Below are 19,709 nucleotides of genomic sequence, written 5' to 3' on the forward strand. Positions count from 1 at the left end.
GCGAGAGACATTCGATCGGCCGCCCAGCGGGTCGGGCATAAATTTGTCTGGACAATCGTGCGCATTGATGAAAGTTGTCCGGACAAATTGATGCCGTATGGGGGAGGAAACCATGCTTAGCAAACACCGTATTTTTTGTTCGACCGCCGTGCTGATGTCATCGGTGGCGTCACTGGCCGCGGCGCCTGCCATGGCGCAGGGCGGTTCGGCGCCGGTGGTCGATGAAGATCCCAATCTGATTATCGTGACGGCCCGCAAGCGTGAAGAAACGCTGCAAAATGTACCGACGACGGTCGCGGTCGCTACGGCGGCGTCGATCGATCGGCTGGGCCTCGACAATCTGACCGACATTGCCAAAACGACGCCGGGGCTGGTGTTCGACGACACGTTCGGGCGCGACGCCAACCGTCCGGTGATCCGCGGGCAGGCAAATATCCTTGGCCAGTCGGGTGTCGCCTATTTTATCGACGGCATATATTATTCGGGATCGCTTGCCGACTATGATGTCGATACGATCGAACGGATCGAAGTGGTCAAGGGGCCGCAATCGGCGCTGTATGGACGCAACACCTATTCGGGTGCGATCAACCTCATTTCGAAACGTCCTGGTGATCGCTGGACCGGAAGGGTGCAGGCCGATATTTCCGATACGCGTCGCTACGAACTGACCGCCAGCTTGCGCGGCCCGATCGGCGAAGGGCTGGGGATTGCGCTCGGCGGTCGTCTCTTCGACAATGCCGGCGAATTCCGCAACCAGTTCGACGGCAGCCGGATCGGCAAGCAGCAAAGCTATTCGGGTTTCGGACTGCTGCAATATGACAATGGCGGCGCCTTTCGGGCCTCGCTGCGCGCCAATTACAATGTGGTCGATGACGGTCAGCCGGCGATTTTCGCCCAGAGCGCCAATGCCAACAATTGTTTCCCCGACAACGGGGCTCTCTATCGTGGGCAGCGACGCTATTATTGCGGCGTCATTCGCCCGCAACAGATCAACAGCTACTATAGCCGCCAGTTCGTCAATGTCGAGGATGTCGGCCTGGAATCGAAAACGCTGAATGCAGCGTATCGGATGGATTTCGATTTCGGCGATCGGGTGACGCTGACATCGCTGACCGGATACAACCGGCGCGTTGCGGATACCCAAACCGACGGCGATTATTCGGGCAACAGTTTCCAGATGGTGATTTTTGCCTATGGCGCGACGGGTCCGGCCCCGGCGCCGGTGACGCCGCCGCGGACGCTGCGCTACACCGCCTTCGCGACCTCGGTTCAGGATTTCACCTTTTCGAACCATCAGGAAACCAGAGACTGGTCACAGGAACTGCGTCTTGCCTATGAAGGGGACCGCTTAAAGCTGTTGATCGGCGGCTATTATTTCGATCAGTCCGACAAGAGCCGCGACACGCGCGTGTTGCCAAGCGACGCACTGACGCGGGCCGAGGCCAATGCGAACGCAGCGACGGCGGCGCTCTGTGCGGCAATGCCAGCGTGCGGCATTTTTACGCCGATTACCGTGACCGCCGCGAACCTGCCGGAATCCCGCAACACCAACAACTTCGACATTACGAACAAGGCGGTTTTCGGATCGGCGACCTTTGACATCACGGACACGTTGTCGATTTCCGCCGAAGGCCGCTATGCCGAAGAAAAAATCCGGCAAGCCACACAGACCTTCAGCAACGGGCAGGCGGCGCCCGCGCCGCGCGTGGTCGAAGCGACGTTCAAGGAATTTACCCCGCGCTTCACCCTTAGTTGGCAGGCGGCGCGCGACCATTTGATTTACGGCGTTTATGCCGAAGGACAAAAGCCCGGCGGTTTCAACAGCAACCAGGCGATAACCGCGGGCTTTCCGACCTTCGATCCCGAAGACAACAAGGCTTTCGAAATCGGCAGTAAGAACAGCTTTCTCGACGGTCAGCTGATCGCCAACGTGGCGCTGTATCGCACCAAGATTTCGGGGTATCAAATCACACAGAATGTGTCCGTGCCGCCGAACCAGGTGTCGTTGACGCGCAACGGCGGCGACGCCCGTGTCCACGGGGCCGAAGTCGAATTGATCTTGCGGCCGGATCGCAATTTCACGCTCACCGCCAACTATGCCTACACCAATGCGAAATTCACCGCGGGCAGTGACGAGAATCTCGGGCTGATCGTGGACGTCAGCGACGACGGCCTCGTCAATTGTTCGACCGGCGACGAGTTTCCAGCGATCACCGGTTGCCAGTCGCGCTATGCGTCGATCAAAGGGAAATATATCCCGCGGGCGCCGGCGCACACCGTGTTTGTCGATGCCGATTATCGCCGGCCGATGGGAACCGGGGATTGGCAGTTTTTCGTGGGCAGCAACGTCAATCTGGTGGCGTCAAGCTATGATCAGGTGCTCAACCTAGCCAAGACCGGCGACTCGGTGGTCGTCGATGCGCGGATCGGGGTGCAGAATGACCGGTTCAAGATCATGGCCTATGTGAAGAACCTCTTTGATGAAGACGCCATCGCGCAAATCATCCGTTACGCCGACGCCAACGCAGACCTTCGCCGCAATTTCATCGCCGGACTGCGCCCCGGTCGTCGGTTTGGGGTGACGTTGACAGCCGGCTTCTGAACTGGGTCGCGCCCGACCGGGGCAGGATCAAAAAATGCCCCGGAAGGCCTGACTTTCCGGGGCATTTTTATTGCTTGGCCGCCGGGGGATCCGGCTGCCGGGTTTTTGTCGATCAGTGAGCGGTCGTGGCGGGCTTCGCCCCTTCCGCAGCGCGTTTGGCATCGATCGATTTCTTGAACACGGTCCAGGTCGTCTCGTTGGGACGGGCATCATCGACCGGCGGCGGTGCGACATAATCTTTGTAGGTGGTCGCGATCTCGTTTTTCATGACAGCGGGCAATTCGTCGAAACTCTTGAGCTTCGTTCCGACGGCGTTGAAGACCATCTGGCCGTCACGGCCTTCCATCATCATCCAGGGCATCCAGTCGGAAATGCGCACCCAGGCGATCGACGGATAGGCGGTCGGCAGGCTGGTATCGAGCGCATCTTTCGCGCTCATCGCGAAATCGAAAATTTCCATCGCGTGATATTTGTTGCCGACATAATCCTGATAGTCGCCGGCCAACGGGTTCACATAATAAAGCGGCGCCTCGAACGCCAGAAACACCGTGTCGTTGATCCGGCTCATGTTCATTGCATAGGGTGTGCCATCCTCACCATATGGAAAGGTCGGCCGACTGTTCACTGGGTCATTGGCCACATGCATGACCTCGACGGTCTTGCCCGTAATCGGATTGGTCCAGTTCCGCAGCACTTCATTGGTCTTTGGATCGAGATAGAGCATGATCTCCCGGCTGACCATCCGATAGCCGGTCCCGCGCTTGGCGTCGGTTACGGTGGTGCATTGGCGGATATTCATCCCTTCGACGTTAAAGAGATGACGGTCGCGCTCGCCCGTCCGGCGCCCATAGACCCGACCGGTCCAGCGATATACCGCAGGCGTACCGTCCTTAACACCGCATTGCGTCCGCTTGGATATTTCGACGGCATCGACCGGCTTGGCCGGATCCAGAACGCGTGCCGATGCGGCGGGGGCCGCGATGCCTGCGGCAACGACGACGCTTGTGGCCAGTGCGGCCAACCTTGATCTCTTCATTTCTGCACTCTCCCTCATGGTCATGTCGGCAAATTTGTCCGGACATTTGCGATTCTGCCTTGACTTTAAATTTGTCCGGACAAATTGTGAAGAAGATAATCGACGACGAAGCCGGGAGGATCGCCCTTTTCATGTTTGCCGCCAACAGCCTGCTGTTCGTACCCGGAACGCGACCGGAACGGTTCGCCAAGGCGAAGGCGTCGGGGGCTGGTCTGACAGTGATTGATCTTGAAGATTCGGTCCCTCCAGAAGACAAACATGGCGCGCGGGCGGCGGCTCTTGTTCATATAGCCGAAAATGTTGAGGGATGGGGACTGCGCATTAATGCGCTTGCGACCGCCGCCGGGGTAAGGGATCTGACAGCGCTGCTCGATGCTGCGACTTTGCCGCCCGTGCTGCTGCTACCGATGGTCGAAGCGGCCGCAGAGGCCGAGCTTGTCGCCAAGCTGTTCGGCGATCGCTGTCCCTTGCTGGTGCCGCTGGTCGAAACCCCACGCGGGTTGCGGCAGGCGCAAGCCATTGCAGTCGCCCCCCGGGTTGGTGCGATCATGTTCGGCGGCGGCGATTTCGCGGCCGAACTGGGTGTCGAGATGGCTTGGGAGCCGTTGCTGGGCGCGCGTCAGGCGCTATTGCTCGCAGCAGCGGAAGCGCGCGTGGCCGCCATCGACGTCCCTTTTGTCGGCCTTGACGATCCTGACGGGCTCGCTGCTGAGTGCGGTCGCGCGCAGGCACTGGGATTCGCGGCCAAGGCGGCCATTCATCCGTCGCAGGTGCCCGTCATCGAGCAGGCCTTTCGGCCGTCCGCAGCGCAAATTGCAGAGGCTGAAGCCGCACTCGCGGCTTTCGACGCGGCGGGTGGTCGCGCTGTGCGTCACGAGGGTCGGATGCTCGAGAAACCCATTATCATGAAATATCGCGCGCTGCTTGCGCGAAGCAAAGGACAGATCGATGCGTGACGGGGTAAAGCAGGTTGGAGAAAACCGCTTTCGGGAGACCTTTGGCCGGTCTTTCGAGGACTTCGAGATCGGGCATATCTATGAGCATCGGCCCGGGCGGACGATCACCGACACCGACAATGTGTGGTTCACGCTGCTCACCATGAACACGCATCCAGCGCATTTCGACTATGAATTTGCCAAGAAGACCGAGTTCGGCAAACCACTGGTCTGTTCGCCTTTCACCGTCGCGCTGATGGTGGGCATGAGCGTGTCGGACACCAGCCAGAAGGCCGTCGCAAACCTGGGCTGGGACGAGATTCGTCTCACGCATCCGCTGTTCCCCGGCGACACGCTCTATGCCGAGAGCGAAGTGCTCGACAAACGCGAATCATCGTCGCGGCCTGAGCAGGGGATCGTCACGATCCGGACCATCGGCAAGAATCAGCATGGCGACACGGTGTGCAGTTTCAAGCGGACGATGCTGATCTGGAAGCGTGGTTGCGGTCCGGTCGACGATTGAAGCAGCGACATCGGGCGCGTGGAAAAGAACAAGGGAGAGAATGTCATGGCGACCGCCGCACTGGTCGAACCGATCCGTACCATCGATCCCGATGAAGAACGGGCGTTTCTGGATGCGATCGACCGCTGGCTCGAACGCGAGGTCATTCCGGTCATCCGTCATCATGATCATGGCGACATCTGGCCCGCCGAGTTGGTGGCACAAATGGCCGAAATGGGACTGTTCGGCGCGACGATTGGCCAGGAATATGGCGGGCTGGGCCTGCCTGCGACAACCTATGCCAAGATCGTGATGCGCATATCCTCCTATTGGATGGCGATCACCGGCATCTTTAATTCGCATCTGATCATGGCGGCGGCGGTCGAACGCTTCGGCACCCCGGCGCAGAAGGCGCAGTGGCTTCCCAAATTCGCGACGGGCGAGGTGCGCGGCGGGTTGGCGCTGACCGAACCCAACGCCGGCACCGACTTGCAGGCGATCCGTACCGTCGCGCGGCGTGACGGCGACGATTATGTCCTGAACGGCACCAAGACATGGATTTCCAACGCGATCAACGGCTCCTGCTTCGCGCTGCTCGCCAAGACCGATCCCGCCGCCAATCCGCGCTACAAGGGGATGAGCCTGTTCATCGCCGACAAGCGCGACGGGCTGACCACCGGCAAGAAGTTCGACAAGCTGGGGTATAAGGCGATCGATAGCGCCGAACTGGTCATGCAGGATTATCGCATTCCCGCCGACCAGCTGATCGGCGGCGTCGAGGGGCAGGGATTTTTCCAGGCGACCGGCGGGCTAGAACTCGGCCGCATCAACGTCGCCGCGCGCGGTGTCGGGCTCGCCGAAGGATCGCTGCGGCTCGCCACCGAATATGCGCAGCAGCGCGAGACGATGGGGACACCGATCGCCAATCACCAGGCGATCCAGCTGAAGATCGGCGAGATGGCGACGCGCGCGCGCGCGGCGCGGCTGCTGACACTCGACGCCGCCGAGGCGTATGATCGCGGCGATCGCTGCGACATGGAGGCGGGGATGGCGAAGTATTTTGCGTCAGAAGCCGCGGTTGACAACAGCCAGGAGGCGATGCGGGTCTACGGCGGCTATAGCTATTCCAAGGAATATGACATCGAACGCTATTATCGCGATTCGATGCTGATGTGCATCGGCGAGGGGACGAATGAAATGCAGCGGATCATCATCGCGAAGCAGCATTTCAAGAACAACCCGGCGTGACGGCGTCCCACTCGATGTACCTTCCCCTGACCGGTTTCCGCGTCGTCAGCGTCGAACAATATGGTGCCGGTCCCTATGGCACCATGTTCCTCGCGCAGCTCGGCGCCGATGTCATCAAGATCGAGCCGCCGGGCAAGGCGGAGAGCGATGGCAAGCGGCGCGGCGGCGGTGATACGGCGCGGCATGTTGGCCCCCATTTTCTGGGTGCTGACGAAAGCCTCTATTTTCAGGCATTCAACCTCAACAAACGCTCGCTGACGCTCGACCTCGGTGCCGCCGAGGGCATGGCGGTGTTTCATAAGCTCGCCGCGTCGGCGGACGCCGTTGCGAACAACATGCGCGGCGACCTGCCTGCGCGTTTCGGCATCACCTATGACGCGCTGAAACACGTCAATCCGGCAATCGTGTGCGCGCATCTGTCGGCCTATGGCCGCGGCAATGCGCGCAGCGCCTGGCCCGGCTATGACTATCTGATGCAGGCGGAGGCGGGCTATTGCGCGCTAACCGGCGATCCTGATGGCGAGCCGCAGCGCATGGGGCTCTCGATGGTCGATTTCATGACCGGCACCATCATGAGCATCGGCCTGCTCGCGGCGTTGGTCGACGCGCAGCGCACCGGCAAGGGTCGCGACGTCGATACTGACCTGTTTTCCGCCGCGCTGCATCAGACCAGCTATCCGGCGCTGTGGTACATGAACGAGGGCGACGAGACGCAGCGCACCCCGCGCTCCGCGCATCCTTCGGCAACCCCCAGCCAGATGTTCCGCGCTGCCGATGGCTGGATGTTCGTGATGTGCCAGCTGCCAAAATTCTGGGATATTCTGCTGGACCGGATGGGCCGTGCTGACTTGGCCGCCGATCCCCGCTTTGCGACAAATGCCGACCGATTGGCCAATCGCGACGCGCTCACCACGCTGCTCGACGCCGAGTTTTCCGCGCAGCCGATGGCGCATTGGCAGACGCTGCTGGCGGGGCACGTGCCCGTCGCTCCGGTCTACACACTGGGCGCTGCGCTGGATAGCGACTGGGTTGAGACGGTGCAGATGCGCGATCAGGTCGATCATCCGCACCGGGCGGGTATCGACATTCTGGCGAATCCGATCAAGCTCGATGGCGGGCGCCTGCCCAACCGCGCGGCGCCATTGCTCGGCGCCGACAGCGACGCCATTCTCGGCGAACTGGGCTATGATGGCGACGAGGTGGCGCGGCTGCGCGCCGCTGGCGTCGTCTGAGCATCGGAGTTTTAGGACGATCATGGGTAAGCTGTCGGGCATCACCGTGTTGGACCTGTCGCAATTCCTGCCAGGACCGATGATGACCGTGATGATGGCCGACCAAGGTGCGCGCGTGATCAAGGTCGAACCGCCGACGGGCGACCCCGCGCGCGAGCAGGCGCCGTTCGAGGCCGGGCACTCGGTGTGGTTTGCGAACCTAAACCGCGGCAAGGAAAGCTTGGTGCTCGACCTCAAGGGTGTGGCGGGCAAGGCGCGATTGACCGAACTGTGCCGCAGCGCCGACGTGTTCGTAGAGAGCTTTCGCCCCGGCGTGATGAGGCGGCTGGGCTTCGATTATGACACGGTGCGTGCGCTCAACCCGCGCATCGTTTATTGCTCGATCTCCGCCTTCGGCCAAGAGGGCGCGCTGGCGCATCATCCGGCGCATGACATGGCGGTGCAGGCGATGGCGGGGTTCCTGTCGGTCAACGATGCGGGCGACGGCGTGGGCGCGCCGGTGGTGCCGGGTGCGCCGTCGGCCGACATGGCGGCGGGGCTGACCGCGCTGTCGGCGGTGCTGATGGCGCTCGTCGGCCGCGAGCGTAACGGCGCGGGCGACTATATCGACTGCGCGATGTTCGACAGCCTGCTGCCCTGGTGCGCGCATATCGCGGGCAGCGCGATTGCGGGCGGCGCGTCGCCGGTCTCGTCGCACCAGCGCTCCTTGGGCGGCGCAGCCTTATATCAGGTCTATGCAACCCGCGGCGGCGGGCACATTGCGCTCGGCGGGCGCGAGATCAAGTTCGCGCGCGTGCTGCTTGGCGCGCTCGGCCGCGACGATCTGCTGCCCTATGCCGAGGCGCCGGCGGGCAAGCAGGGGCCGCTGATCGCTTTTCTGCGTGAGACCTTTGCAACGCGCACACGCGACGAATGGACCGCGTGGTTCGCCGACAAGGATGTGGCTTTCGCCCCCGTGCTCGATTTTCGCGAGGCATTCAACGCCCCGGTAGTCGCCGAGCGCGGCCTGATTGTTGCGGGCGCCGACGGCGGGCATCATATCGCGCCGCCGATACGCTTTGCCAACGAGCCGCAGTGGATTCCCGCATCGGTGCCGGACCTCGCCCAGCCATGACGCGGTCAGTCGTCGACGTCGATGTGCATCGAATAGGCGAAGCGGTCGCCGGGATGGTGGCTGACAGAAATTTCGAACAGCGCGCCGTGCGGATCGAAATAGCAACGCAGGATACGCAGCACCGCGGCGCCGCGCCGGATGCCGAGTGCGGCGGCGATCTCGCCGCGCGCCGCTACGGCCTGAATATCCTGTGTGACGCGCCCGACACTGCGCCCAGACAATTGTTCGATCTGGCTGAACAACGTCCCCGCGCCGAGATTCAGGCGGTCGATCGCATCGCCAAGCGTTTCGTGAAAATAGGCATCGGTGACAGCGATCGGCAGGCTGTCGCCGTCATGACGGCGGATGCCCCGAAAACAGGTCCACTCGCCGAGCGTGTTCTCACCGATCTGCTCGGCGATCACGCGCGGCAGCTTCCCCGCGCCCCGCGGCTCGTAAACCACTTTGGTGTCGCGGGCATATTGCAGGATTTCGCCAACGTTGGACAGCGGCTGATGCAACGCACCCCCGCGAGCCGCCGCCGGCTGGACGGTCGTTCCGGATCCCCGTTTGCGGGCGATCAGTCCTTCATTCTGCAGGCGTCGCAGCGCCTCGCGAACCGTGAATCGCGAAACGCCATGGCGTTTGCACAATTCGGTTTCGGTCGGAAAATGATCGCCGTTGGCGAAGCTGCCGGCCAGGATCGCCGCCCGCCATTCCCCGGCAAGTTGCAGATAACGGGGGGTCGTAGACTTGATCGCGACCTCGTTCGTCGAAATATCGCTCGGCAAATTCAGCTCCTTGATAGGGGCGGTACGGGAGGCATGGTGCAATGAATCCGCCCCTTACCGTGCAGCTTGCAAGCAGCCTAGCCCGCACCGTGGGGGAAAGCGAGAGGATGCGCGCGCGGCGGCACCTGCTCGACTGGGTGGCCTGTGTTGCCGGGGCGCGAAACCATCCGATTCGGGGTCGCGGGCGCGGTCTGGGCACAGCATTTGCCGACGCTGCTCTGCTGGGCAATGTGCTTGAGATGGATGATGTTCATCGCACCGCATTGCTGCACCCGGGGCCGGTCATCTGGCCGGCGGCGCTGGTGGCAGGGCCGACCGACATGGCGGTGCTGCTCGAAGCCGGAGTGCGCGGTTACGAGGCGATGATCGCGGTCGGCACTGCGCTCGACGCGCATCATTATGCACAATGGCATCCGACCGCGACGGCAGGGACGATCGGCGCGGCGGCGGCCGCAGCCAGCGTATTGGGGCTGAACCGCGAGGCGACGGGCTGGGCGCTCGGTAATGCGGCGTCGGTCGCGGGCGGGTTGTGGCACATGCGCCACGACGACGTGCAGACGAAACAGTGGCACGTCTATCACGCGGTCGCGACGGGGCATACTGCCGCGCGCGCCGCAGCGGTGGGAATCACGGGACCGGCGGCGATCCTCGAAGGTCCGCAGGGGCTGTTCGCGGCGATGACGCGCGCGCCCGGCAAACTGGGCAGTGCGGGCGAGGGCTGGCTCATCGGCGAGGTCAGTTTCAAACCCTTTGCGGCGTGCCGCCACGCGCATCCGGCGATCGACGCCGCGCTGGAACTGCGCGCCGCCGGCCGGCTGAACGCGCCGTTCCGGGTCGAAACCTACGCCGATGCGCTGACCTTTTGCGATCGGCCCGATCCGCGAACCGAGATCGAGGCGAAATTCTCGCTGCAACATGCGGTCGCGGTGATCGCGGCTGGGCGGCAGGCCGAGCCCACCGACTTCACACCCGAGGCGATCGCCGCGCTGGCGCCGCTGCGCGCGCAGGTGACCGTCGCCGAAGATCCCGCGATCAGCGCGCGCTATCCCGCGCATTTCGGCGCGCGCGTCAACGGGCTCGAATTAATCGACACACGCGGTGACCCCGAACGCCCGGTGAGCGAGGCGGATATCGTCGCCAAGCTGCGCTGCCTGGTGACATGGGGCGGGCTGGCGCCCGGGGAGGCCGATCGCGCGGTCGCGGCGGTGCTGCATGGCGACGATGTCACGGCGCTCACCATGCTTCTGGAGGATTGGCTGGGATGAGCGCCACAGCGGCCCTGCTGGAGTTTGTCGGCGCCGAACATCGCTTGGCGCCCGATGTGCGCGGTGCGGCGGAACGACTGCTCGCCGATACGCTGGCGGTTGGGGCAGCGGGAGTCGATGCACCGGGCGAGGCGGCGGTGCTGGCGGCGGCGCGCGCGTTCGGCGCCGGCGGCGAGGCGCGGCTGCTTGGTACGCAGGAACGGCTCCCCGCGCCGTCGGCAGCGTTCGTCAACGGCTATCGCATCCATTGTCTGGAATGGGATGCGGTGCACGAAGGGGCGGTCGTCCATGCGCTGAGCGTCGTCACCGCGGCGCTGGGTGCAGCGATCGACCGGCGCGGCGGGTGCGACGCGGACGCCGCACTAACGGCGCTGGCCGTCGGCGTGGATGTTGCGGCGGGGCTTGGGATCGGCGCGACCAGTGGCCTGCGCTTTTTCCGTCCCGCGGTCGCCGGGGTGATGGGCGCCGCGCTGGCGGTCGCGCGGCTCGATGGCGCGCCGCTCGCCGATGCGCTTGGCCTGGCCTATTCGTCGGCGGCGGGGACCATGCAGGCGCATGTCGAAGGATCGCCGACGCTGCCATTCCAGATCGCCAACGCCGCACGCGCCGCCATCGTCGCCAGCGATCTGGCCGCCGCGGGCTTCTCCGGGCCGAAAGATCCGATCGAAGGGCCGTTCGGCTATTTCAGGCTGTTCGAGGATGGCGAACTCGACGGCTATGCCGCCACGCTGGGCCAGGTCTGGCGGATCACCGAGATCAGTATGAAGCCCTATCCCTCGGGCCGCGCCAGCCACGCAATGCTCGGCGCGCTGGCGGCGCTCTCCCCCGATCGGGCAAGCATCGCGGCGATCGAGCTTGCGGCGCCGCCGCTGATCCACCGTCTCGTCGGGCGGCCCTACCGCCCCGACATGACTCCGGCCTATGCGCGGCTGTGCCTGCCGTTCCTGACGGCGCTGATGCTGACCGACGGGCGTATCGATCCGCGGCGCTTCACCCCCGAAGGCTTTGCCGACTCGGCGCTCGCCGCGCTCGCCGCAAAGGTCCGCCTGGTTCCCGACGGCAATGACGATCCCAATGCGCTGTTCCCGCAGCGGTTGACGATCATCGACGGCGCGGGGCGCCGCACCGACCATCCCGTCGCGCACACGCTGGGCAGTCCCGATAATCCGCTCGATGCCGCCGAACTTGCGGCGAAGCGCGACCTCACCCGCGCGCTCGCTTCCGCAGATGCTCATCCGCGCATCTTTTACCAACCGCTTGCATATTTCACGGAGCCGCAATGAGTTTTCCGACCTATTTCGAGGCGCTCGACCATCGCCGGATGCTGACCGACTATCCCGTCGGCGATGCTTTCACCGCGCGTTATCGCAGCATGAGCCGCGATGAATTGTTCGCCATCCAGGACGCGCAGTTCCGCGAGTTGATGCAGCGCGGCTGGCAGATCCCCTTTTATCAGCGATTGTGGGGCGCACAGGGCATCGAACCCGGCGACATTCGCGGGTTGGCCGATATCGGCAAGCTGCCGGTATACGACAAATCCGACCTGATGGCCTCCATCCACGCGCATCCGCCCTATGGCGATTTCGCCGGGCTCGGCGGCGCCGACCGGCCGCCCGCCATCTTTCACACCACGAGCGGCACCACCGGCAAGCCGCAGGTGCTGATGTTCGGGCCGTGGGGGCGCGAGGTCGGCAATCTGCTCGTCGGGCGCATGTACCGCTGGATGGGGCTGTCGCCCGCCGATGTCGTCCAGTCGGTGTACGGCCACGGCATGATCAACGGCGGCCATTATATCCGCGAGGCGGTGACGCATTTCACCAACTCGATCTTTCTGTCGGCAGGCACGGGCATCGAGACGCGTTCGGCGAACCAGGTGCGGCTGATGGCCGATTTCGGCGTCACCTGCCTGGTCGGTTTCGTCGATTATATCCGCAAACTGGCGACGCAGGCGGAGGCGGACGGCCTGTTCGACCGCATCAACATCAAGATGATTATCGGCCATCTGGGGACCGAGGACCGCAAAGCGACCGAGGCGGCGTGGCACGGCGCCAGGGCCTATGACTGGTACGGCGTCGGCGACACCGGCGCGATCGCCGGCGAAGGGCCTGACCGCGATGGCCTCTACGTGTGGGAAGATGCGCAATATCTTGAGCTGCTCGACGTAGACAGCGGGCAGCCGGTGGCGCGGGGCGGCACCGGCGACATGGTCGTCACCTGTCTGTACAAGCGCGACGTCGCGCCGTGCATACGCTTCAACACCCACGACATCACCCACGAACTCGATGGCCGCGGCGAACTGGCATTCAAGCGTATCGTGGGGTTCAAGGGGCGCAGCGACAATATGGTCAAGCTGCGCGGCATCAACGTCTTTCCCCATGCGATCGGCGCGATCATCGAAAATCGCGGCGACCTGACCGGCGAATATGTCTGTCACCTGCGCCGCGACGCGGCGCAGCGCGACGCGATGACGGTGACGCTGGAAAGCCGCGGCGGCACCGACGCGGCCGCGCTCGGCGTACTCCTTAAGCAAGGGCTGGGCGTCGAGGTCGAGATTTGTCTGGTCGAACCGGGCGACACCGCCGCGGCGACCGAGATCGACCGACGGCAAAAGCCGCTGCGGCTGATCGACGAGCGCGGGCTTTGATCGATTTCGGGGCCCTGAAGGCGGCCAACGCGCCGCTCCACGCTTTCCTCGACTGGGATGAGGGCGCGGCGTTTGGCGATGGCCCGCTGGCGGGGCTGACTGTGGGGGTAAAGGCGAACATCATGATGAAGGGCCTGCCATGGACCGGCGGGCTGGCGGCGTCTCGCAGCCGTATCGCGGATCGTGACGCCGACTGCGTCGCGCGGCTGCGCGCGGCGGGGGCGGCGATCCTTGGCACGCTCAACATGGAAGAGGCGGCGCTGGGGGCCAAGACCGACAATCCCCATTATGGCCGAACGCATAATCCGCACCGGCCCGGCTGGTCGCCCGGCGGCTCGTCGGGTGGCAGCGGCGCGGCGGTCGCGGCGGGGCTGTGCGGCATCGCGCTTGGCACCGACACCATGGGGTCGGTGCGCATCCCGGCGGCGCATTGCGGCGTTTACGGCTTCAAACCGGCAACCGCGCGCGTCAGCCAGGACGGGCTGGAACCCGCTGACCTGGCGCTCGACGCCATCGGCCCGCTCGCCCGCGACCTCGATCTGCTGGAACGGACGGCAGAGTTGATTTCGGAGGTCGGGACAGCGGTGCCGACCGCAGGCGCGGGGTGTACGCTCGCCGATCATGGTGTCGAGCTGCATCCTGCCGTGGCACGGGCCTTTGCCGCAGCCTGTGCGGCGCTGCCGCAGCCGCCGGTGGCGGTGCGGCTCGATCACCCGCCGGGTCGCGTGCGCTTTGCCGGGTTCATTCAGGTGTCGCGCACCATGGCCGAACATCTGGCCGAAGTTCCGGACCTGTCGCCGCATCTTGCCAAGCTGCTGACCTATGGTCCGCGCCGCTCTGACGCCGACAGGGCTGCCGACGCGGCAGTGCTGGCGCGGACACGCGCGCAACTGCGCGATTTCGTCGCGGCGCATGGCTTTCTGATCCTGCCGACCTGTCCGAACCCGGCCTTTTCGCACGACGGCCCCGAACCTGCGGCGCAGGCCGATTTCACCTGCCTCGCCAATATCGCCGGGCTACCGGCGCTGGCACTGCCCGCGGGGTGGACCGACGACGGCCTGCCGGTCGGCGTCCAACTGGTCGGGGCAGCGGGGCAGGAGGCGGCGTTGTTCGCGCTCGCCCGCCAGATCGATTCAACGCTTTGCGCCTATCGCGCGCCATGATGGGAGAAACCAAAATGCGCATCATCTGTCTGTTCAACCTGAAGGACGGCGCCAGCGCTGCGGACTATGAGGCGTGGGCGCGCGGCACCGACATTCCCGGCGTCAACGCGCTGGGGAGCGTCGCCGCCTTTACCGTCCACCGCGCCACCGGCCTGTTCGGGTCCGACGCGGCGCCGCCCTATGACTATATCGAGGTCATCGACATTCATGGCATGGATGCGTTCGTCGCCGACGTGTCGGACGCCGAATTTCAAAAGGTCGCGGCGGCATTCGGCCAGTTCACCGACAATCCGACCTTCATCCTGACCGAGGATCTGTGATCATGGCGCGCTTTGCGGGCAAGACGGTGGTCGTCACAGGATCGGGCAAGCAGCGCGGTCTGGGGCAGGGGATCTTGCAGCGGTTCGCCGACGAAGGCGCCAATTGTGTGGTCTCCGACCTCGCCATCGATGCCGAGGCCGAAGCGGTCGCGACCGAACTCGCGGCGCGCGGCGCGCAAGTGGCGACGATCGCGTGCGACGTGTCCGATGCCGCGCAATGTGCCGTGCTGGTCGAACAGGCGGCAGCGCGCTTTGGCGGCGTCGATATCATGGTCAACAATGCAGGAATAGGCTTCATGATGAAGCCGCTGCTCGACGTCGATCCTGCCGACTGGGCGACAGTGATCGCGGTCAACCTGTCGGGCGCTTTTTACTGTACCCAGGCGGCGGCGCGCGACATGGTGCGGCGCGGGCAGGGCGGGCGGATCATCAATATCGCGAGCCAAGCGGCCAAAACCGGCTTTCCGCACTTGCCGGCCTATGTGTCGTCGAAACACGGCATGGTCGGGCTGACCCGCGCAAGCGCGGTCGAACTCGGCGCGCACGGCATCACCGTCAATGCAGTGTGCCCCAACCATGTAACGACGGGACTCGGCGCGCAGCAGAACGCCTATTTCTCGAAGCTGCTGGGCTTCGGCAGCGTCGAGGCCTATCTTAAGAACATGAGTGCCAGGAACCCGATGGGGCGCCCCGGCCTGCCGTCGGATACGGCGGCCGCCTGTGCGTGGCTGGCGAGCGACGACGCCTTTTACGTCAGCGGCGAGGCGCTGAACGTCAGCGGCGGTGAGGAAATGCATTGAGATGACCGAGCAGACGGAGACCCATGTGCTGAAGGAAGAGCGGATCGACTGGCCGGATGGCGCCAAGCTGGCGCTGTCGGTGGTGGTCAATGTCGAGGAAGGCAGCGAGATGACCATCGCGCGGGGCGACCGCGGGATGGAGCCGGTTGATGAGCTGGGCGTCTTCGTCAAGTCAAAGATGCGCAATTATTCCAACGAATCCAACTATCTCTATGGCATCAAGGCGGGCGCGCCGCGTATCGTCAAGCTGCTGCAGCGCTATGATATCATGGCCAGCTGGACCGTCGCGGCGCTGTCGCTGGAAAATCACCCCGAAATCGCCGCGGCGATCGTCGAGCTCGGGCATGAGCCGATCAGCCACGGTTGGCGCTGGGTCCACCAGTTCAAGATGGATGAGGGCGAGGAGCGCGATTTCATCCGCAAGGCGGTGGCGAGCATCGAACGGAGTTGCGGTGTCCGGCCGTATGGCTGGCTGTCGCGCTACCTGCTCACCGACAACACCCGCCGGCTGTTGATCGAGGAGGGCTTTGCCTATCATATGGACGATTATTCGGGCGACGTGCCCTTCTGGGACCGCGATACCGTCCCCGGCCGGCCGCTGGTGATTGTCCCCTATCAGCTCGACAGCAACGACATGAAGATGTGGACAGACCCGGCGCTGACCCCGCGCCAGTGGCTCGATTATGCCAAGGCGAATTTCGACCAGCTGTACCGCGAAGGGGCCGAGGGCCATCCAAAAATGATGAGCCTCGGGCTGCACCTGCGCATCATCGGCCGGCCGGGGCGGATTTGGGCGCTGGAAGAATTCTTCCGCCATGTCCGCGCTCATGATGGCGTGTGGGTGACGACCCGCAAGGCGATCGCCGACCATTTCGCCGCGGCGCAACCGGCATGACGCTGCGGCTCGCCATCGACGGCGCGACCGCGCACCTGCTGATCGACCGCGCCGACAAACGCAACGCGTTTGATATGGCGATGTGGACCGCGCTTCCCGCGCTGCTGGAACAGGCGGCCGCCGACCCGGGGGTGCGACTGCTGATCCTGCGCGCGGCGGCGCCCGGCCCCTTTTGCGCCGGCGCCGACATTCGCGAATTGCTGGCCAACAGGGACGATGCCGCATGGCGCGCCGCCAATCAGGCCGCGATCAACCGGGTGCAGCACGATCTGGCGCGGTTGCCGCTGCCCACCATCGCCTTTGTCGAGGGCGACTGCGTCGGCGGCGGCTGCGGCCTGGCGCTGGCCTGCGACCTGCGCATTGCGACGCCTGCGGCGCGGTTCGGCATCACCCCGGCAAAGCTCGGGCTCGTCTATCCGCTGCACGATGTGAAGCTGCTCGTCGATCTGGTCGGGCCGGGGCAGGCGAAGCGCATCCTGTTCACCGGCGCGCTGATCGATGCGGCTGAGGCGCTGCGCATCGGCTTGGTCGAAGCGATCGCCGATACGCCGAACGCGCTTGCGGCCGCGATCCTGGCCGCCTCGTCACATTCGGTGCGGCAGAGCAAGGCGTTCGTCCGCCGCGTCCTCGACGGGCAGGTCGCCGACGATGCAGAAACGCTTGTCATCTTTTCCGAAGCTTTCACCGGCGCCGACTTTGCCGAGGGAACGCGCGCTTTTGTCGAGAAACGCAATCCGGAGTTCGGCAATTGACCCCCACCCATGGTGCCATCGTTGGCGGCATCGTGACGGTGCCCGACATGGACTCGGCGCTCGCCGACTACCACGGCCGCCTTGGGCTTGCGCTGCTGGCCGACGAACCGCTCGACCCCGCCCTAGCTGCGAGCTGGGGCTGCCCCGCGAGCGCGGGCGCGCGGATGGCCACGCTCCAGCCGCAAAGCGGCGCCCATTGCTTCATCCGCCTCGTCGAGCAGCCGCTGCCCGCCGATTTCGTGCCGACGCGCACTTTTGGCTGGGCGTCGTACGAACTGACTGTGCAAGACGTCTTCGGCTGGCCGGAGCGGATCGCCGGCAGCGGCTTCGACATCGTCGGCCCGCCCAAAGAGATTGAGGGATTGCCCTATTTCGTCGCCATGCAGGTGCATGGGACGGGAAAGGAAATGATTTATTTCAACGAGGTGCGTTGCAACACCCCATCGAACGACTTGCCCAAGGCGAAATCGTCGATCGACGCGATATTCATCGCCATTCTGGCTGCACCGGATCGGGCGGCCGCGGTGCAATGGTATCGTGATGCGCTGGGTTTTGATGAAGGCGACAGCTACGTCATCGAATATAGCATGATCAACCAGGCGTTCGGACTGCCCGCAAACACGACCTCCGGGCTGACGATGGTTCAGAAAGGGCGCCTGCCGATCGTCGAAATCGACGATTACCCCGCTGCGGCCACCGCGCGGCCGGTTGAGCCGGGTCGTCTGCCGCCGGGAAACGCCATGCTTACGCTTGCCGTAGCCGATCTGGATGCGTGTCGATGCCCATGGATCGCCGATCCGGCGCGCTACGGCGGGGTTGTTTATGGCGGCCAACGCAGCGCGACCACTATTGGCGCGGCCGGCGAGCTGGTGGAACTTGTCGAATTTTCGCTCGATTGAACGCTTGGCTTACATCGCCCGCAGCGAACAGCTGGCCTGCACCCAGCGCAGGTTGATCCCGACCAGCTCGGCGTCGGGCGACGCCCAGCCGTAGGATATCGCGCGGTCCTCGCCGGGCTTATGAATATAGAGCACCAGGGCAGGCTTGTTTTTCGATCCTTTCGCCCAGGTCACGTTGCGCAAGCGCAGCTCGACCGGCGGCGCGCCTGCGCCCTCAACGGCAATGCGGCCGCCCTGGTCGAACGTCACCAGCTTCGCGTCAAAGGTCCAGTCGTCGGTGCCGTCTGGCTTTCCCGCAAATTTCCGCCGCGACACCCAGCATTCGAAATCGCGCGCCCGGCGCAGTTCGCTCCCGCCAATCTCCCAGCCATCCTGCCCTCTTGTCCGAAGGCCGGGTACCGGATCCCGCTGCCAGGCGGACATCGGCTGACCAGCGTGATCGATGCGTTGCCAGTTCCCATCCTGGTCAAAACGAAAGCCCGTCCAAGGCGCTTTCGCTCGCCCTTCTTCCTCCGCGAAATAGACATCCTCGGTATTCGTCCAGATGCCGGCGGGTGGCTGCAATGGGCCGAGACCCAGCGCCTTTGCGGACAGGAAGATGAGCAGGCCGAGCAGCAAGATGATTCGCATCCGCCGACCTTAGATGATATCGGCGTGATTTAGAATATGTCCGGACAAATTGAGAGGTGGAGGATGAGAGGCCTGCTGTTGTTCGCAGCCGCGCTGCTGGGTATCGGTTCCTCGGCGGCGGAGCCGCCACCGGATGCCCGCGCGATCGTTGCCCGCGCGGTCGCGGCCCATGGAGGCGAAACCTGGCTTGCGCCCGGCACGCTGGTTCTTGCCGGCGAGGCCGAATTTTTTGGCACCGACCGGGCCGAACCGGTCAGCCGGGCCGATGAATATCGAATGTGGCGCGAGATGAACCCGGATCGCGATTCCGCCCATGGCGCTGACGGCAAGGTGCGGATTGAAGCGCGCGCATCGGGCGCGCTCATGTTCGCGGTCGGCTACGACGGCATCGCCACATGGACCGACAAGGGCGTCATGCCTGCGGCCGAAGCGGAAGCCTATTGGGCGAGCAATTTCGGATTCGGAATCATCCGATCCGCGCTCGCCAAATCGTTGCGGATGGAACGGGCGCCAAGCCGCGAGGTGGCGGGTCACGCCGTGGATCTGGTCCGCATATATGACGCGCGCGGCGAGTCCACGCTGTTCGGTTTCGACAAGGAAAGCCACTTCATCCGCTACATGGCGTTTCAGTCTCCGCGCGGCTGGCATGAACGGCAATATGACGATTTCATCCGGCTGACCGATCAGAATTGGGTGCAGGCGCGCGAGGTAACGCTGTTTTATAACGGCGTTATGGCGAACCGGGTGCGCTGGCGCAGCGTCGAGATCGGGGCACCGATCAGGCCCGGTCTTTTCGAGTTCGATCCCGATGCCATCAACCAGAACCGCCGACCTGCTCCCGCGCCGTAGCTCGCGCTGAGGGGCCTCCCCTGCTGCTTCCTACCGGCGCCGAAAGCCGTTGA

19 protein-coding genes are annotated in these 19,709 nt (G+C 64.3%); 16 read left to right on the plus strand and 3 right to left on the minus strand.

Annotated features, from left to right (window positions below; translation table 11 throughout):
* Window positions 1-112 precede the first annotated feature (112 nt).
* A complete protein-coding gene (locus VGN68_RS13380) occupies window positions 113-2,602 on the plus strand; it encodes a TonB-dependent receptor (RefSeq protein WP_327477369.1) in 2,490 nt (829 codons plus the stop codon).
* A 112-nt stretch (window positions 2,603-2,714) separates the two neighbouring features.
* Here VGN68_RS13380 and VGN68_RS13385 read toward each other — a convergent pair whose 3' ends face one another.
* Entirely contained in the window at window positions 2,715-3,623 is a 909-nt protein-coding gene (locus VGN68_RS13385) for a DUF1838 family protein (protein ID WP_327477370.1), read from the minus strand.
* Window positions 3,624-3,625: 2 nt separating this feature from the next.
* Between VGN68_RS13385 and VGN68_RS13390 the strand changes: the two genes are divergently transcribed.
* Genes VGN68_RS13390 through VGN68_RS13410 form a run of 5 tightly spaced genes read left to right on the plus strand, consistent with a single transcriptional unit; the run spans window position 3,626 to window position 8,669 of the window.
* Window positions 3,626-4,594 (plus strand): CoA ester lyase, encoded by a 969-nt coding sequence (locus VGN68_RS13390; RefSeq protein ID WP_327477371.1) that lies wholly within the window; start codon window positions 3,626-3,628, stop codon window positions 4,592-4,594.
* Window positions 4,587-5,096, plus strand: coding sequence for a MaoC family dehydratase (locus tag VGN68_RS13395; RefSeq protein ID WP_327477372.1), 510 nt, complete (start codon window positions 4,587-4,589; stop codon window positions 5,094-5,096). The genes VGN68_RS13390 and VGN68_RS13395 overlap by 8 nt, the downstream gene beginning before the upstream one ends.
* 45 nt (window positions 5,097-5,141) lie before the next feature.
* Window positions 5,142-6,323 (plus strand): acyl-CoA dehydrogenase family protein, encoded by a 1,182-nt coding sequence (locus tag VGN68_RS13400; protein ID WP_327477373.1) that lies wholly within the window; start codon window positions 5,142-5,144, stop codon window positions 6,321-6,323.
* A 14-nt stretch (window positions 6,324-6,337) separates the two neighbouring features.
* A complete protein-coding gene (locus VGN68_RS13405) occupies window positions 6,338-7,555 on the plus strand; it encodes a CoA transferase (protein ID WP_327477374.1) in 1,218 nt (405 codons plus the stop codon).
* Between the two features lie 22 nt (window positions 7,556-7,577).
* Window positions 7,578-8,669 carry a CoA transferase gene (locus VGN68_RS13410; protein WP_327477375.1) on the plus strand — a complete coding sequence of 364 codons (1,092 nt, stop codon included), beginning with the start codon at window positions 7,578-7,580 and terminating at the stop codon, window positions 8,667-8,669.
* Window positions 8,670-8,674: 5 nt separating this feature from the next.
* On the opposite strand, the gene VGN68_RS13415 is transcribed toward VGN68_RS13410, so the two are convergent.
* Window positions 8,675-9,439: a GntR family transcriptional regulator gene (locus tag VGN68_RS13415; RefSeq protein ID WP_327477376.1), complete on the minus strand. Its 765-nt coding sequence runs from the start codon at window positions 9,437-9,439 to the stop codon at window positions 8,675-8,677.
* Window positions 9,440-9,546: 107 nt separating this feature from the next.
* Here VGN68_RS13415 and VGN68_RS13420 point away from each other — a divergent pair, with 107 nt between their 5' ends.
* Genes VGN68_RS13420 through VGN68_RS13460 form a run of 9 tightly spaced genes read left to right on the plus strand, consistent with a single transcriptional unit; the run spans window position 9,547 to window position 18,177 of the window.
* Window positions 9,547-10,704, plus strand: a complete 1,158-nt coding sequence (locus tag VGN68_RS13420) for an MmgE/PrpD family protein (protein ID WP_327477377.1) — start codon at window positions 9,547-9,549, stop codon at window positions 10,702-10,704.
* Window positions 10,701-11,987: an MmgE/PrpD family protein gene (locus VGN68_RS13425; protein ID WP_327477378.1), complete on the plus strand. Its 1,287-nt coding sequence runs from the start codon at window positions 10,701-10,703 to the stop codon at window positions 11,985-11,987. Before VGN68_RS13420 ends, VGN68_RS13425 begins: the two co-directional genes overlap by 4 nt.
* Window positions 11,984-13,348 carry a phenylacetate--CoA ligase family protein gene (locus VGN68_RS13430; RefSeq protein WP_327477379.1) on the plus strand — a complete coding sequence of 455 codons (1,365 nt, stop codon included), beginning with the start codon at window positions 11,984-11,986 and terminating at the stop codon, window positions 13,346-13,348. The genes VGN68_RS13425 and VGN68_RS13430 overlap by 4 nt, the downstream gene beginning before the upstream one ends.
* Entirely contained in the window at window positions 13,345-14,511 is a 1,167-nt protein-coding gene (locus VGN68_RS13435) for an amidase (protein ID WP_327477380.1), read from the plus strand. The genes VGN68_RS13430 and VGN68_RS13435 overlap by 4 nt, the downstream gene beginning before the upstream one ends.
* Window positions 14,512-14,525: 14 nt before the next feature.
* Window positions 14,526-14,831 carry an REDY-like protein HapK gene (locus VGN68_RS13440; protein WP_327477381.1) on the plus strand — a complete coding sequence of 102 codons (306 nt, stop codon included), beginning with the start codon at window positions 14,526-14,528 and terminating at the stop codon, window positions 14,829-14,831.
* A gap of 2 nt (window positions 14,832-14,833) precedes the next feature.
* Window positions 14,834-15,631 carry an SDR family NAD(P)-dependent oxidoreductase gene (locus VGN68_RS13445; protein ID WP_327477382.1) on the plus strand — a complete coding sequence of 266 codons (798 nt, stop codon included), beginning with the start codon at window positions 14,834-14,836 and terminating at the stop codon, window positions 15,629-15,631.
* Window position 15,632: 1 nt separating this feature from the next.
* On the plus strand, window positions 15,633-16,526 hold the full coding sequence (locus tag VGN68_RS13450; RefSeq protein WP_327477383.1) for a polysaccharide deacetylase family protein: 894 nt from the start codon (window positions 15,633-15,635) through the stop codon (window positions 16,524-16,526).
* A complete protein-coding gene (locus tag VGN68_RS13455) occupies window positions 16,523-17,278 on the plus strand; it encodes an enoyl-CoA hydratase/isomerase family protein (RefSeq protein WP_327477384.1) in 756 nt (251 codons plus the stop codon). Before VGN68_RS13450 ends, VGN68_RS13455 begins: the two co-directional genes overlap by 4 nt.
* The gene (locus tag VGN68_RS13460) at window positions 17,275-18,177 is read left to right on the plus strand and encodes a hypothetical protein (RefSeq protein WP_327477385.1); all 903 of its coding nucleotides are present in this window, start codon (window positions 17,275-17,277) and stop codon (window positions 18,175-18,177) included. Before VGN68_RS13455 ends, VGN68_RS13460 begins: the two co-directional genes overlap by 4 nt.
* Before the next feature lie 9 nt (window positions 18,178-18,186).
* On the opposite strand, the gene VGN68_RS13465 is transcribed toward VGN68_RS13460, so the two are convergent.
* A complete protein-coding gene (locus VGN68_RS13465) occupies window positions 18,187-18,807 on the minus strand; it encodes a hypothetical protein (RefSeq protein ID WP_327477386.1) in 621 nt (206 codons plus the stop codon).
* A gap of 63 nt (window positions 18,808-18,870) precedes the next feature.
* Between VGN68_RS13465 and VGN68_RS13470 the strand changes: the two genes are divergently transcribed.
* On the plus strand, window positions 18,871-19,656 hold the full coding sequence (locus VGN68_RS13470) for a hypothetical protein (RefSeq protein WP_327477387.1): 786 nt from the start codon (window positions 18,871-18,873) through the stop codon (window positions 19,654-19,656).
* Window positions 19,657-19,709 lie beyond the last annotated feature (53 nt).

The organism is Sphingopyxis sp., from assembly GCF_035998965.1.
In the GTDB taxonomy this organism is placed as follows: Bacteria; Pseudomonadota; Alphaproteobacteria; order Sphingomonadales; family Sphingomonadaceae; genus Sphingopyxis.

Coding starts and splice junctions, on each gene's coding strand:
- VGN68_RS13470 (WP_327477387.1), top strand. CDS start 18,871: ATGAGAGGCCTGCTGTTGTTCGCAGCCGCGCTGCTGGGTATCGGTTCC.
- VGN68_RS13380 (WP_327477369.1), top strand. CDS start 113: ATGCTTAGCAAACACCGTATTTTTTGTTCGACCGCCGTGCTGATGTCA.
- VGN68_RS13445 (WP_327477382.1), top strand. CDS start 14,834: ATGGCGCGCTTTGCGGGCAAGACGGTGGTCGTCACAGGATCGGGCAAG.
- VGN68_RS13465 (WP_327477386.1), bottom strand. CDS start 18,807: ATGCGAATCATCTTGCTGCTCGGCCTGCTCATCTTCCTGTCCGCAAAG.
- VGN68_RS13455 (WP_327477384.1), top strand. CDS start 16,523: ATGACGCTGCGGCTCGCCATCGACGGCGCGACCGCGCACCTGCTGATC.
- VGN68_RS13430 (WP_327477379.1), top strand. CDS start 11,984: ATGAGTTTTCCGACCTATTTCGAGGCGCTCGACCATCGCCGGATGCTG.
- VGN68_RS13395 (WP_327477372.1), top strand. CDS start 4,587: ATGCGTGACGGGGTAAAGCAGGTTGGAGAAAACCGCTTTCGGGAGACC.
- VGN68_RS13450 (WP_327477383.1), top strand. CDS start 15,633: ATGACCGAGCAGACGGAGACCCATGTGCTGAAGGAAGAGCGGATCGAC.
- VGN68_RS13405 (WP_327477374.1), top strand. CDS start 6,338: ATGTACCTTCCCCTGACCGGTTTCCGCGTCGTCAGCGTCGAACAATAT.
- VGN68_RS13425 (WP_327477378.1), top strand. CDS start 10,701: ATGAGCGCCACAGCGGCCCTGCTGGAGTTTGTCGGCGCCGAACATCGC.
- VGN68_RS13440 (WP_327477381.1), top strand. CDS start 14,526: ATGCGCATCATCTGTCTGTTCAACCTGAAGGACGGCGCCAGCGCTGCG.
- VGN68_RS13400 (WP_327477373.1), top strand. CDS start 5,142: ATGGCGACCGCCGCACTGGTCGAACCGATCCGTACCATCGATCCCGAT.
- VGN68_RS13420 (WP_327477377.1), top strand. CDS start 9,547: ATGCGCGCGCGGCGGCACCTGCTCGACTGGGTGGCCTGTGTTGCCGGG.
- VGN68_RS13410 (WP_327477375.1), top strand. CDS start 7,578: ATGGGTAAGCTGTCGGGCATCACCGTGTTGGACCTGTCGCAATTCCTG.